This is a genomic window from [Zimmermannella] bifida NBRC 103089, from assembly GCF_001570925.1.
Classification (GTDB): Bacteria; Actinomycetota; Actinomycetes; order Actinomycetales; family Microbacteriaceae; genus Gulosibacter; species Gulosibacter bifidus.
Genome location: NZ_BCSP01000001.1, coordinates 43,659 through 57,038 on the forward strand (window position 1 = coordinate 43,659; position 13,380 = coordinate 57,038).

The window sequence follows — 13,380 nt, forward strand, 5'->3', positions numbered from 1 at the left end:
TGGCCTCCGAGCCGCCGTGATCAAGAGACGGCATGAAGGCTAGGCGGATGTGCTGTCAGCAGTCCCCGTGGCACCGGCGGTTGCCGAGTCGGCTGGTTCGGTCTCAGTCAAAGCAGATTCGGCGGATGCAGTTTCATCGGATGCGGATTCCGCGCGGTTTCGGGCCGGGATACCGACGAGGATGGCGCCTGCTGGAGCCGATTTCGTCACCACGGCATTCGCACCCACCTTGCTATCCGAACCAATCTCGATCGGGCCAAGGAGCTTCGCACCAGCACCGATCATGACGCGGTCGCCGATGGTCGGGTGACGCTTCACACGCTTCGTTGAGATCCCACCGAGAGTGACACCGTGATACATCATCACGTCATCGCCCACGATCGCGGTTTCGCCGATGACGACACCCATCCCGTGATCGATAACGAAGCGACGCCCGATCGTGGCACCGGGGTGAATCTCGACGCCCGTGAGTGCACGCGCAATTTGCGATAGGACCCGCGCGGGGAACTGTCCCCATCCCGTGCGCCAGAGTCGATTCGCAACCCGGTGCATCCAGATTGCATGCAGCCCGGAATAGTTCACCAGCACCGTGAGCTTGGACGTCGCGGCAGGGTCGTTACGCTGCACTGCCGCGATGTCTTCGCGTACGGATTTGAAGAATGCGTTGACTCGGTTACGGAACTGGAATTGGGTCACAGTTCTTAATTGTCGCGCAAGTCGTCGACCAATGCGCTCGAGAGGTAGCGTTCGCCTGTATCGGCGATGACAACAACGATGTTCTTGCCGGCATTTTCGGGCTGCTTCGCGAGCTGCAGCGCCGCCCAAACACTGGCACCCGACGACATTCCCGCAAAGATGCCTTCGCTGCGAGCGAGTTCAAGGGCCGTCGAAACCGCATCGGGGAATGCGGCCGGAATAACCTGGTCGATGACTTCGCGGTCGAGGGTTTCGGGAATGAAGTTCGCGCCAATGCCCTGAATCTTGTGGGGGCCAGCGTGGCCTTCCGAAAGCAGCGGCGAGTCAATCGGCTCAACTGCGACGATGCGCACGCCGGGCTTGCGTTCCTTGAGTACCTGACCGACACCCGAGATCGTGCCACCAGTGCCGACACCGGCGACCACGACATCAACGCTGCCGTCGGTGTCGCGCCAAATTTCCTCGGCCGTGGTTTCACGGTGAATCTCGACATTGGCAGCCGCCGTGAACTGGTTCGCGAGAATCGCGCCGGGAGTCGCTTCGAGAATCTCCTGCGCCTTCTCGACGGCACCGCGCATGCCCGCGGTCCCTGGAGTCAGGACGAGCTCGGCACCAAAGACCTTCATCATCATGCGGCGCTCAAGCGACATGGTTTCGGGCATCGCGATGATCACCCTGTAGCCGCGGGCCGCGCCGATAGCGGCAAGCCCAATACCGGTGTTGCCAGAGGTCGCTTCGATGATGGTGCCGCCCGGCTGTAGCGAGCCGTTACGCTCTGCCGCGCGTACGATGCCCCACGCCAAGCGGTCCTTGACGCTCGAGGTCGGGTTGGTGAATTCGAGCTTCGCATAGACGTTCGCATCGCTGTCGTTAATGCGGTTCAACCGCACCAGGGGAGTACCGCCAATAACTTCGGTGATGTCGCTGTACAAGTTGGCCATGAGAAATCCTTCACATTGAGTAGTTGTTCATACAACCAGTGTTCGTTGGGGATTCGCTTGGCATCCGTCACACGACGTAACTTGTGCGCACGGGGCGCTCCTGGCGAGGTGGTACTGCTGCAGCGTGCGGCCGAGTCAGTGCCATTCGTAGCAATCACGATTCGCGTGGGACGATATTGCCATCATGATGTTGCACCACGACTCCGACCCAGCGATGTTTCGTGACCTCTGCCGTGAGGTTGCTGGCGTCTTGGCTCCCTCAGGCATCGTGAATGCGGAGCGCGAAGCCGAACTGCTCATCGCTGCCGTGAGCGGCCGTTCGCTTGGTGATCTGCAACTTGACCAACTGCTTGGCCGCAGCATTGCCGCGGACGATTGCCGCCGCATCCGCCTTGCCACAGCGCGACGTGCCCGACGCGAACCGCTGCAACACATCACTGGTACTGCGCCGTTCATGGATTTCGAGCTTGCGGTCGGTCCCGGGGTATTCGTGCCGCGCCCAGAAACCGAACTGCTTGTGGCATTCGCGACAGGTGAGTTGGCGGATGCAACGGGTACCGTCATCGACATCGGTGCCGGCTCCGGCACGGTCGCGATCGGTATTGCGCGGGCTTGCCCGAACGTGGAGGTTGTGGCGTTAGAAGCTTCGCCGCTGGCTTGGCCCTGGTTGCGTCGGAATGTGCGCGAGCTGGCGCCGAACGTCGACACTCGGTTCGGAGACTGGGTGCAGCAGGTACCGGAAGGGCCACTCGCTGCGATCTGTTCGAATCCGCCGTATGTGCCAAGTACTGCGATTCCACAGGACCCTGAAGTCCGTTGTTTTGACCCCGAGATGGCGCTGTACTCGGGTGCAGATGGCCTCGACGAGATTCGCCGAATTGCGGCAGTTGCCGCTGCCCAGCTTCGTTCGGACGGATTCGTCGTGGTGGAGCACACCGAAGACCAGGGTGAGGCGATTCGAGCATGCTTCAGTGGCGCAGGACTCAAACGGGCTACCACGATTTCGGATCTCACGGACCGGCCGCGGCTGACGGTCGCCTGGCAGGGTTAGACTGACTGCGATATGGCTGACCAATACGATCTCAGTGTCGCGCAGGAACTCCTTAAAGGGATGCGCGAAGCGCGTGCGGCGCTTGCCCGTGACGAAGTTATCGTCATCCCGACCGACACGGTCTACGGTGTTGCCGCGAATGCGTTTAGCGCCGCGGCGGTTTCGCGGTTGCTCGAAGCCAAGGGACGTACCCGGCAATCTCCGCCACCGGTGCTCGTCGCCGATGTCGCCACCTTTGATGCGCTCGCAAGTGAAATCCCGCAGGTCATTCGAGATCTCCTCGCCGAGCACGCGCCGGGAGCGCTAACGGTCATTCTGCCCGCGCAGCCGAGCTTGCAGTGGGATCTTGGTGATACGCAGGGCACGGTGGCGCTGCGGGTACCCGACCACGACGTTGCGCGTGAGCTGCTTCGTGAGACCGGGCCACTAGCTGTCTCGAGCGCAAACTGCCACGGTGAACCCGCGCCGAACACCGCATCCGGAGCCCAAACGCAGCTTGGTGACCGCGTGGCGCTGGTGCTCGACGCCGGCGAAGTTGGGGGAGAGGCCTCGACCATCGTGGATGCGACGGCACTCACTGCAGGTAACAACGGCAAGGCGCGCATCGTTCGCCAGGGTGCGCTTTCGCGTGCCGCCATTGCCGCGATCTTGGGCGAGGCCCTTGAGGGTGACGCCCCCGACGAAACTGCACTCTCGGCAGCTGATTCAGCACCCGACTCGACACCGCAGTCGACGACAGAGGCCGGCGCCTAAGTGCGGTTCTATGCGCTCGTCGCGATCCTTGCGGCGCTGATTTCCTTCTTTGCGAACTGGGCGGTGTATCGCCTTGCGATGAAGCACAAGTGGCACCCAGAAATTCGCGAGCGTGACGTTCACCAAACGCCGAAGCCGCGCCTGGGCGGAACGGCAATGTACCTCGCCTTCATGGCGGTGCTGTTGCTGGCCTCGCAGATTTCGTGGTTCGAGTTGGTTTACGCCAACCAGTTGCGAGTGCTGGGTATCGCCGGTGCGGCCACACTCATTGTCATCGTTGGCGTTATTGACGACTTTGTTGATCTCGACTGGACGATCAAGCTCGCCGCGCAAATGGTCTGCGGACTCATCCTGGCGCTCTCGGGTGTTGCGATTACGACGCTACCGATCGGCGGTATCACGGTGCCGTCCCAGTGGGTTTCGGTCGCGGTAACCGTGCTGGCGGTGGTCGCGGTAATGAACGCCGTGAACTTCATTGACGGCCTCGACGGCCTGGTTGCCGGAGTCGCGATTATCGCGAACGGTGTCTTCTTGCTCTATAGCTACCTGCTGACCGACTCGCTGTCATCGAGTCGATTCACGCTTGCGGCACTGCTATCGGCACTCGTTGTGGGTATGTGTCTGGGATTCCTGCCATGGAACTGGAACCCGTCGAAGATGTTCATGGGCGACGGCGGAGCGCTCCTCGTTGGCCTGTTGATGGCAACGTCGACGATTGCGGTTACGGGTGAGGTCGACCCGTCGCTCGTCGGTCGGGATGCACTTGCTCCCGCATTCTTGCCGTTACTGTTGCCGTTCGCCGTGCTCGTCGTACCGCTGCTTGATTTCACACTTGCCGTGGTGCGCCGCTTGAGCGCCGGCAAATCGCCATTCTCGGCAGACCGGAAGCACTTGCACCACCGTCTGCTCGACATGGGCCACACGCAGCGTCGCGCCGTGCTGATTTTCTATGCTTGGGCAAGTGTGATTGGGGGAGGCGCACTGCTGGCTTTCCTCGCCCAGCCCACCTGGCTTGCGCTTGTCGTGGTGGTTGTCGGCATGGTTGTCTGCACCGCGTTCACGGTGGCGCCACTGACTCGACGCAAGCGTCTTGAAAAGCAGGCGCAGCTCTCGGCCTACGGCGACGATGACGACAGCTTCGACCCGCTCGACCGTTTGGGCACGGATGAGGCTGACCGCGTGCGTGCGGCACTTCCGCGATCCGTGGCCATGCGCCAAGCTGGCGGTGACGCCGACGCGGCTGTTGCCGTCAAGGGTGAGGCAGGGGAGTCGCACAGCGAAAATGGCGTGGGCGCGGCCGATACGGCAGCACAGCCTGATGCCTCAGCCGAAGGTCATGACGGCGAAGACGAGCCCGCAACGGAAACCGATTACGCTCAATAGCGAAAATTTCTGCTGCAGAATGACCTGCAGGCAGCTACCGCCGTGATGGTACCGACACAAACAAAGGGAACTATGGCCACGTCAACTCAAGAACCCAGCAGCGTTCCGATCATGCGCACCGTGCTGCGTTACTCGATCATTCTGGTCGTAGCGCTCGCCATTATTGGCAGCATTATTGGCTGGTTCGTAGCGGGCTGGCCAGGCGTGGCTTCGGCAGTCATCGCTGCGGCAGTTGCCTTGATGTTCGCAGGTGTCACGGCGCTGTCGATCATCTTTGCAGCACGCATGGACTCGGGCATGTTCATGGCCGTCATTCTTGGTGCCTGGATCCTCAAGCTCATCGCGTTTCTTGCGGTCCTTGCCCTCGTCAAGCAACTCGACTTCACGCATCCATGGATGCTGTGGGGCACGATGGTTGCGGCCATGATCGGCCAGCTGGCCATTGACGTCGTTGTTGTGCTGCGTTCGCGACACGGTTACGTGTCGGATGTGGAAATGCCGGGGTCAGCCGGAAAATCCGCGGAATACGACCAGTAGTCGAAACTCGATCACAAAACGGTAAATCACGCTGCAAATTATTGGTACAGTGGTGGAGTTGTCGCGTGCAGAAACACGATTCTGCATGTCCGCATCCGCTACACCGGCTAATGCCTCGCATCGCAATAATCACGATGTGACTCAAGACAGGAGACTCCTCTGTTTGCCACGGCTTTCAACGCAGTAAACGGAATCGCAATCGCTTCTGCTGATGGCGGTTTCCATGCACCTAACGTGGATGAGGAGTTCTTCCCACCGGCGTTGTTGTTCGACGGAACCCCGTTTGAGATCAACCGTCTCATGATGATCCGCATCATCGCGGTTCTCGTGCTGATGTTCATCTTCTGGCTGGCGCTTCGTAAGCCACGCATCGTTCCGGGCAAGCTGCAGTCGCTCGTCGAGCTCGGCATCACGTTCGTTCGTGACCAGATCGTCTATGAGCAGCTCGGTGAGCGCATCGGTAAGAAGTACCTGCCGTACATCTGCACCGTCTTCTTCGGTGTACTGTTCATGAACCTTGCGGGTATCACCCCGGGTCTGAACGTTTCGTCGAACGGTCTCATCGGAATGCCGCTGGTCTTCGGCCTGGCAACCTACGTCGCGTTCATCTACGCGGGCTTCCGTGAAGTTGGCGGCTTCAAGTACATTCGCGCAGCCGTTGCACCTGCTGGTGTTCCATGGCCGCTGTACTTCCTTCTCGTGCCGATCGAGTTCGTGAACACCTTCATCGTTCGCCCAATCTCGCTCGCACTTCGACTCTTCCTCAACATGATGGTTGGCCACCTGCTGCTGGTCCTCGCGTTCTCTGCAACGTGGTTCCTGGTAGGCCTCTTCAACGCCTTCAGCGTTATCGGCGTGCTGACCTTCGCCGGTGGTCTGTTCATGACCGCCATTGAGCTGCTGGTTGCTGTTCTGCAGGCATACGTGTTCGCCCTGCTCAGCACCATCTACATCCAGTCTTCGGTCGTTGAAGAGCACTAGCTCGAAACGAACGAATCTCGAAAACCCAATTCGACCGCAATAACACCTGAAGTCAACCGACTTCAAACCCCAACCGGAAGGAAACCCCTGTGGACACCACCACGCTCGCCGAGATCACGGGCAACATCGCAACCGTAGGTTACGGCCTCGCTGCAATCGGCACCGCTATTGGTGTAGGAACTGTTGCTGGTAAGACCGTAGAAGCCATGGCTCGTCAGCCTGAAATGGCCGGTCGTCTCCAGACCACCATGTTCCTCGGCATCGCATTCACCGAGGTTATTGCGTTCATCGCGATCGCAACGCCGTTCATCTTCCCAGCAAACTAAGGCATTTCCCGAATGAGCATCATGAACATTGCACCCGCGGCGATGGCCGCGGGTCAAGACAGCAACACCTTTGGCTGGAACCCCAGCCTTCTGGTGCCTGCGGTGTACGACATCGTATGGTCGCTGGTCGCGCTCGTGGTGCTCCTGCTGTTCTTCTGGAAGTTCGCGCTTCCCAAGCTGAACTCGGTTCTCGAAGAGCGTGCCGCCAAGATTGAAGGTGGCATTGAAAAGGCTGCTGCAGTCCAGGCTGAAGCAGACGCTCGTAAGGACGAGTACGAGAAGCTGCTCGCAGACGCTCGTACCGAAGCTGCGGAGATTCGTGAGAAGGCCCGTGCTGAGGGTGACGCAATCAAGGCAGAGAAGAAGCAGGAGACTCAGGTCGAGCTCGATCGCATGACCAAGTCGGCTAAGGATCAGATTGAAGCTGATCGCCAGTCGGCAATCGTGTCGCTCCGACAGGAAGTCGGAAGCATCGCAATCGACCTGGCATCGGGCGTTGTCGGAGAGAACCTCTCGGACGATCAGCGTTCGAACGCCTACATCGACCGCTTCCTCAATGAGCTTGACCAGAAGGCAGGGACGAACCGCTAATGCGCAACGCAACCAAGCAAGCGCTCAGCGCAATCAAGCGTGAAATCGATTCCCTCACGTCGGGTGACGTCGAGTCGGCGAGCAAGCTGTTTGCCATGACCGCTGCTATTGCAGCGAACAAGCAGCTTGCTTCGGCTCTGTCAGATCGTGGCGCGAGTGAAGATTCCAAGCGTGCGCTGATCGAGCGAGTGTTTGGTGCGAGCGCGGGAAGCGCCGCGCTCCGCATCCTCACTACCGCAAGCGCACAAAAGTGGGAGTCAACCGAACGATTCATCTCGGCAATGCAAGAGTCGGCCATTCGTGCCGTTGCTCAGAGCACTGGTGAGTTCGAACAGCTCGGTAAGGAGCTCGGAACCTTCCTCGAGGCCATCTCGAGCAACCCGGAGCTTGAACTCTCCGTTGGTTCGCGTCTTGGCACCGTCGACGCAAAGCAGGCGCTGGTATCGCGCCTGTTCGCCGGTCGACTGCGCAACGAGACCCTCGACATTTTGCGCTCGCTGCTTCAGGTATCGGACGGCCGTCGTATTCGCCGTCAGGTCATCTGGGCACGCGAGATCGTCGCAGATCAGGCAAATCGTCAGGTAGCGGTTGTCACCGTTGCTCGCGAAATGCCAGCGGAACAGATTGACCGAGTACGAGCGGCGCTCGCCACTCGTTTTGACCGTGACATCACGGTCAGCCAGGTCGTCGACCCCGCGGTGATCGGTGGTATGCGTGTGGAAGTCGCTGACGAAGTCATCGATGACACCGCCGCAGCACGCCTCAACAACCTTCGCATGCAGCTCGCTTAGCAGCGCACATGAACTCGGGGCTACGTCCCCAACGACAAGGGAAGAACATGTCTGAACTTACGATTAATCCGGCTGAGGTCCGCGACGCGCTGAGCGACTTTGCGAAGTCCTACCGCCCGCAGGGCACCGACGCCACTGAGGTCGGCACCGTTATTTCGGCTGCCGACGGTATTGCCCGCATCGAGGGCCTGCCCTCGACCATGGCGAACGAGCTCATCCGCTTCGAAGACGGCACGCTCGGTCTCGCACAGAACCTTGAAGAAGACCAGATCGGCGCCATCATCCTCGGCCCCTTCACCGGAATCGTTGAAGGTATGAAGGTTGAGCGCACCGGTGAGGTGCTCTCGGTTCCAGTTGGTGAAGGCTACCTCGGTCGCGTTGTCGACCCACTCGGTAAGCCAATCGACGGCCGTGGCGAAATTGAAGGCATCGAAGGCCGTCGTGCCCTCGAGCTTCAGGCTCCTGGCGTTATGGACCGTCAGTCGGTATTCGAGCCGATGGAAACCGGTATCAAGTCGATTGACGCCATGATTCCGGTCGGCCGTGGCCAGCGTCAGCTGATCATTGGTGACCGCCAGACTGGTAAGACGGCCATCGCCATCGACGCGATCATCAACCAGAAGGCAAACTGGGAAACCGGTGACCCAAGCAAGCAGGTTCGCTGCATCTACGTAGCCATCGGTCAGAAGGGCTCGACCATCGCAGCCGTTCGCGGTGCGCTTGAAGAAGCCGGCGCCCTTGAATACACCACCATCGTTGCGGCTCCAGCATCGGACCCAGCAGGTTACAAGTACCTCGCTCCGTACACCGGTTCGGCCATCGGTCAGCACTGGATGTACAACGGCAAGCACGTCCTCATCATCTTCGATGACCTGTCGAAGCAGGCTGAGGCTTACCGTGCCGTTTCGCTGCTCCTGCGTCGCCCGCCGGGACGTGAAGCCTACCCAGGTGACGTCTTCTACCTGCACTCGCGTCTGCTTGAGCGTTGCGCCAAACTTTCGGAGGCAATGGGCTCGGGCTCGATGACCGGTCTGCCGATTATCGAGACCAAGGCAAACGACGTTTCGGCCTACATCCCGACCAACGTGATCTCGATCACGGACGGTCAGATCTTCCTCCAGTCCGACCTCTTCAACGCAAACCAGCGTCCTGCAGTAGACGTGGGTATCTCGGTTTCGCGTGTTGGTGGTGCTGCTCAGCGCAAGCACATCAAGAAGGTCTCGGGTACCCTCAAGCTCGACCTGGCACAGTACCGCGAGCTCGCTGCATTCTCGATGTTCGCATCCGACCTTGACGAGGTCACCAAGCGTCAGCTTGACCGTGGTGCACGCCTCACCGAGCTGCTGCGCCAGCCGCAGTACTCGCCGTACGCAACCGAAGAACAGGTCGTTTCGATCTGGGCCGGTACCAACGGCAAGCTCGACAAGATTGCAGTTGAGGACGTCCTCCGTTTCGAGCAGGAACTGCTGGACTACCTCAAGCGCAACACCGATGTTCTTGACCGTCTGCGCACCTCGGGCAAGCTCGAGGACGAGACCGTCTCGGCAATGGACTCGGCAATTGACGAATTCACCAAGGGCTTCAAGGCTGGCGACGGCAAGTCGCTGAACGCACCGGGCCACGAAGAGTTCGACGCTGCCGACGCTGCAGACGTCAAGCAAGAACAAATCGTTGTCGGCAAGCGCTAAGCGCTGATCCAGAGAACGATTTAGAGGTACAGGAGAACCATGGGAGCACAGCTTCGCGAGTATCGGGCAAAGATTAAGTCTGCCCAGACGATGCAGAAGGTGACCAGTGCCATGGAGCTGATTGCCACCTCTCGGATTACGAAGGCACGCCGTCGCATGGAGGCTTCGAGCCCCTATGCGAAGGCGATCACGCAGGCAGTATCGGCAGCAGCTACCCACGCTGATGTCGATCACCTGCTGCTCACCGAACCAGAGAACGTCCGCCGGGCTGCAGTCGTGGTATTTACCAGTGACCGCGGTCTGAACGGTGGCTTCTCGAGCGGTGTGCTGAAGCAATCGGAAGAGCTGACAACGCTCCTGCACGAGCAGGGCAAGGAAGTCGTGTACTACCTCGTCGGTCGCAAGGCCGTCGGATACTTCACCTTCCGTAGCCGTGAATTCGATCGTGAATGGACCGGAAACACCGACCAGCCGAAGTTCCAGACCGCGAAGGAGCTGGGCGAAGAACTCGTTAGCCGCTTTGCGCAGGACTACGAGGATGGCGGCGTCGAAGAGATCCACTTCATTTACAACCACTTCAACAACATGGTGTCGCAGGAACCCACCGCGGTTCGCCTGCTGCCACTTGAAGTTGTTGAGGGCGTAACCGAAACGGAACCGGGAGAACTCTTCCCGCTTTACGATTTCGAACCAGACGCAGCATCGGTGCTTGACGCACTGCTGCCGGTCTACATCGAGTCACGTCTCTACAACGCGATGCTCCACTCTGCGGCAAGTGAGCACGCTGCTCGTCAGCGCGCCATGAAGGCTGCTTCGGACAATGCCCAAGAGCTGGCACGTGACTACACCCGCCTGGCGAACAACGCGCGTCAGGCTGAAATCACCCAGCAGATTAGTGAAATCGTGAGCGGCGCGGACGCGCTCGCTTCTTAACCCGCGCTGAACACGAAGAGAAGGACATCTCAAATGACGACGAACGCGACGTTCGAACAGCAGTCGGCTGCCAAGCCGGCCGGTGTTGGTCGCATCGCGCGTGTAACGGGACCGGTAGTTGACATCGAGTTCCCGCACGACGCCATGCCCGGCATCTACAACGCCCTCAAGACTCAGGTCAACATGGGTGAGCAGAGCTTCGAGCTGACGCTTGAAGTTGCACAGCACCTCGGTGACGACCTGGTTCGCGCAATCGCGATGAAGCCAACTGACGGTCTCGTCCGTGGCCAGGAAGTTACGGACACCGGTGAGCCGATTACGGTTCCAGTTGGTGACGTAACCAAGGGCAAGGTCTTCAACGTAACCGGTGACGTACTCAACGGTTCGATGATCGACGAGCCTTACGAGATCACCGAGCGCTGGCCAATCCACCGCGAACCACCGGCATTCGACCAGCTTGAGTCGAAGACCGAAATGTTCGAGACCGGTATTAAGGTCATCGACCTCCTCACCCCGTACGTACAGGGTGGAAAGATTGGTCTGTTCGGTGGTGCCGGTGTTGGTAAGACCGTTCTGATCCAGGAAATGATCACCCGTGTGGCACAGGACCACGGTGGTGTATCGGTATTCGCTGGTGTTGGTGAGCGTACCCGTGAAGGTAACGACCTGATCTGGGAAATGAACGACGCCGGTGTTCTGGACAAGACCGCACTTGTCTTCGGCCAGATGGACGAGCCACCGGGAACCCGTCTGCGCATCGCCCTGACTGGTCTGACCATGGCGGAGTACTTCCGTGATGTGCAGAAGCAGGACGTGCTGCTGTTCATTGACAACATCTTCCGTTTCACCCAGGCAGGTTCTGAGGTTTCGACCCTTCTCGGTCGTATGCCTTCGGCCGTTGGTTACCAGCCAAACCTGGCTGACGAGATGGGTCTGCTGCAGGAACGCATTACTTCGACCCGTGGCCACTCGATTACCTCGCTGCAGGCAATTTACGTTCCTGCTGACGACTACACCGACCCGGCCCCGGCAACGACGTTCGCGCACCTCGACGCCACCACTGAGCTCTCGCGTTCGATCGCATCGCGTGGTCTCTACCCGGCCGTTGACCCGCTGACCTCGACCAGCCGCATCCTTGACCCGCAGTACGTTGGTGAAGACCACTACCGCGTGGCAACGAGCGTGAAGCAGATCCTTCAGAAGAACAAGGAGCTCCAGGAGATCATCGCGATCCTCGGTGTTGACGAGCTTTCGGAAGAAGACAAGATCACCGTTTCGCGTGCACGTCGTATCCAGCAGTTCCTTTCGCAGAACACCTACACCGGTAAGCAGTTCACCGGTGTTGAAGGTTCGACGGTTCCGATCAAGGAAACCATCGAGTCGTTCGACGCGATCGTTAAGGGTGAATTCGACCACGTAGCCGAGCAGGCATTCTTCAACGTTGGTGGCATCAACGACGTTGAAGAGAAGTGGGCAAAGATCCAGAAGGACATGGCATAGCTCATGGCTGCTGGCAGCAACACCCAATTGCTCAACGTCACCGTCGCCTCGGCAGATGCCGCAGTGTGGAGCGGGCAGGCGAAGCAGGTAGTGGCAAAGACTTCGGAAGGTTCCATTGGTATCCGTCCGGGTCACACGCCTATGCTCGCTTCGCTCGCACACGGTGAAGTTCGGGTAACGACTGCCGATGGTGAAGTCATCACGGCTGACGCATCTGACGGATTCCTGTCAGTGTCCGAGGATCTCGTGACTGTCGTCGCCGGTGAGGCCACTATCGAAGCGTGACCTCGCGACTCTTAGTACTGTTGCCGCCGTCCGAAACCAAAACGGATGGCGGCAACAGCCGTATTTCCAGCACATTGTCTTGGCCGGAACTCGAGCCCGTCCGGCACGGGGTCGTAACCGACCTCATCCATCAGGCAACGAACAGCGATCCCGAAGCAGCCGCAAAGGCGCTCAAGATTAGCGCGAAACAAGCCGCAACGGAGCTCGCGCGAAATCGAAACCTCGCCAATGCTCCGCTTCGGCCAGCCATTGAGCGCTACACCGGCGTACTCTTCGACGCCATTGATGTTCAGTCGCTCAGCGACGATCAACGCTGGTGGATGGAAACTCACGTGGCCATTCACTCAGCAGCCTACGGACTCGTCTACGCGGGGGACTGCATCCCCGCCTATCGCTGCTCATATAACTCGAACGTTGGCGGGACCGCGCTTAAACGACGCTGGCAGAGCCCAATCTCCGAAGCATTGGCATCCCATGACGGCCCGATCATTGATCTGCGATCCAAAGGCTATGTCGGCCTCGGGCCACTCCCGGCGCGTGAGCAGGCGGTATGGATGAATGTCTGTGAACGCTTGCCCGATGGCACCCTGCGATCGCTGAATCACTTCAACAAGGCGGCCAAAGGCCGGTTTGTGCGTCTGCTAGCGGAACGTCTGGCCGCGCATCCCGAGCCACAGACACTCACCGATGTGTTTAACCTGGTGGCCGATTCGTTTGCCGTGGAGATTGATGCCGCCGGGCAGGCGCTGCTTGTCGCCGGCGCTTGACGTTCAATACTTTTCCGATCGCTACAACATCATGCTGTTGGTGGATATTCCGGCTCCGCTTAGGTGAACATTCGGTTGTTCAATAGGCGCGAATGATGAATCACCGTAATCTGGAACTAAGCAACTATGGCGTTTGTTCTTTGCCGTGGTTGAAAGC

At 59.4% G+C, this 13,380-nt stretch carries 15 protein-coding genes; 13 read left to right on the forward strand and 2 right to left on the reverse strand.

What is annotated here, in order from left to right; all coding sequences use genetic code 11:
• Nucleotides 1-39: 39 nt before the first annotated feature.
• Both cysE and cysK read right to left on the reverse strand, forming a co-directional pair.
• Nucleotides 40-696 carry a serine O-acetyltransferase gene (gene cysE / locus ZBI01S_RS00190; RefSeq protein ID WP_245610484.1) on the reverse strand — a complete coding sequence of 219 codons (657 nt, stop codon included), beginning with the start codon at nucleotides 694-696 and terminating at the stop codon, nucleotides 40-42.
• A gap of 5 nt (nucleotides 697-701) precedes the next feature.
• Entirely contained in the window at nucleotides 702-1,637 is a 936-nt protein-coding gene (gene cysK, locus ZBI01S_RS00195; protein WP_066054656.1) for a cysteine synthase A, read from the reverse strand.
• Nucleotides 1,638-1,821: 184 nt separating this feature from the next.
• Between cysK and prmC the strand changes: the two genes are divergently transcribed.
• The 13 genes from prmC to ZBI01S_RS00260 all read left to right on the forward strand — a co-directional run bounded on the left by prmC (nucleotide 1,822) and on the right by ZBI01S_RS00260 (nucleotide 13,223).
• The gene (gene prmC / locus ZBI01S_RS00200) at nucleotides 1,822-2,688 is read left to right on the forward strand and encodes a peptide chain release factor N(5)-glutamine methyltransferase (protein ID WP_066054659.1); all 867 of its coding nucleotides are present in this window, start codon (nucleotides 1,822-1,824) and stop codon (nucleotides 2,686-2,688) included.
• 12 nt (nucleotides 2,689-2,700) lie between these two features.
• Entirely contained in the window at nucleotides 2,701-3,441 is a 741-nt protein-coding gene (locus ZBI01S_RS00205) for an L-threonylcarbamoyladenylate synthase (protein ID WP_066054662.1), read from the forward strand.
• Nucleotides 3,442-4,824, forward strand: coding sequence for a glycosyltransferase family 4 protein (locus tag ZBI01S_RS00210; RefSeq protein ID WP_083524355.1), 1,383 nt, complete (start codon nucleotides 3,442-3,444; stop codon nucleotides 4,822-4,824). It abuts the gene before it with no gap.
• Between the two features lie 72 nt (nucleotides 4,825-4,896).
• Complete coding sequence (locus ZBI01S_RS00215; protein WP_066054665.1) at nucleotides 4,897-5,361, forward strand: Cg1360 family ATP-synthase-associated protein; 465 nt, start codon at nucleotides 4,897-4,899, stop codon at nucleotides 5,359-5,361.
• 234 nt (nucleotides 5,362-5,595) lie between these two features.
• Entirely contained in the window at nucleotides 5,596-6,342 is a 747-nt protein-coding gene (atpB, locus tag ZBI01S_RS00220; RefSeq protein WP_245610485.1) for a F0F1 ATP synthase subunit A, read from the forward strand.
• A gap of 89 nt (nucleotides 6,343-6,431) precedes the next feature.
• The gene (atpE, locus tag ZBI01S_RS00225) at nucleotides 6,432-6,668 is read left to right on the forward strand and encodes an ATP synthase F0 subunit C (protein WP_066054672.1); all 237 of its coding nucleotides are present in this window, start codon (nucleotides 6,432-6,434) and stop codon (nucleotides 6,666-6,668) included.
• A 12-nt stretch (nucleotides 6,669-6,680) separates the two neighbouring features.
• Nucleotides 6,681-7,259 carry a F0F1 ATP synthase subunit B gene (locus ZBI01S_RS00230; RefSeq protein ID WP_174519829.1) on the forward strand — a complete coding sequence of 193 codons (579 nt, stop codon included), beginning with the start codon at nucleotides 6,681-6,683 and terminating at the stop codon, nucleotides 7,257-7,259.
• Nucleotides 7,259-8,050 (forward strand): F0F1 ATP synthase subunit delta, encoded by a 792-nt coding sequence (locus tag ZBI01S_RS00235; RefSeq protein WP_066054675.1) that lies wholly within the window; start codon nucleotides 7,259-7,261, stop codon nucleotides 8,048-8,050. Before ZBI01S_RS00230 ends, ZBI01S_RS00235 begins: the two co-directional genes overlap by 1 nt.
• 47 nt (nucleotides 8,051-8,097) lie before the next feature.
• Nucleotides 8,098-9,738 (forward strand): F0F1 ATP synthase subunit alpha, encoded by a 1,641-nt coding sequence (gene atpA, locus ZBI01S_RS00240; RefSeq protein ID WP_066054678.1) that lies wholly within the window; start codon nucleotides 8,098-8,100, stop codon nucleotides 9,736-9,738.
• Nucleotides 9,739-9,777: 39 nt separating this feature from the next.
• Nucleotides 9,778-10,671: a F0F1 ATP synthase subunit gamma gene (locus tag ZBI01S_RS00245; RefSeq protein ID WP_066054681.1), complete on the forward strand. Its 894-nt coding sequence runs from the start codon at nucleotides 9,778-9,780 to the stop codon at nucleotides 10,669-10,671.
• Between the two features lie 33 nt (nucleotides 10,672-10,704).
• Nucleotides 10,705-12,171 (forward strand): F0F1 ATP synthase subunit beta, encoded by a 1,467-nt coding sequence (gene atpD / locus ZBI01S_RS00250; protein ID WP_066054683.1) that lies wholly within the window; start codon nucleotides 10,705-10,707, stop codon nucleotides 12,169-12,171.
• A gap of 3 nt (nucleotides 12,172-12,174) precedes the next feature.
• Entirely contained in the window at nucleotides 12,175-12,456 is a 282-nt protein-coding gene (locus ZBI01S_RS00255; RefSeq protein WP_066054685.1) for a F0F1 ATP synthase subunit epsilon, read from the forward strand.
• Nucleotides 12,453-13,223 (forward strand): YaaA family protein, encoded by a 771-nt coding sequence (locus ZBI01S_RS00260; RefSeq protein WP_083524357.1) that lies wholly within the window; start codon nucleotides 12,453-12,455, stop codon nucleotides 13,221-13,223. The genes ZBI01S_RS00255 and ZBI01S_RS00260 overlap by 4 nt, the downstream gene beginning before the upstream one ends.
• Nucleotides 13,224-13,380 lie beyond the last annotated feature (157 nt).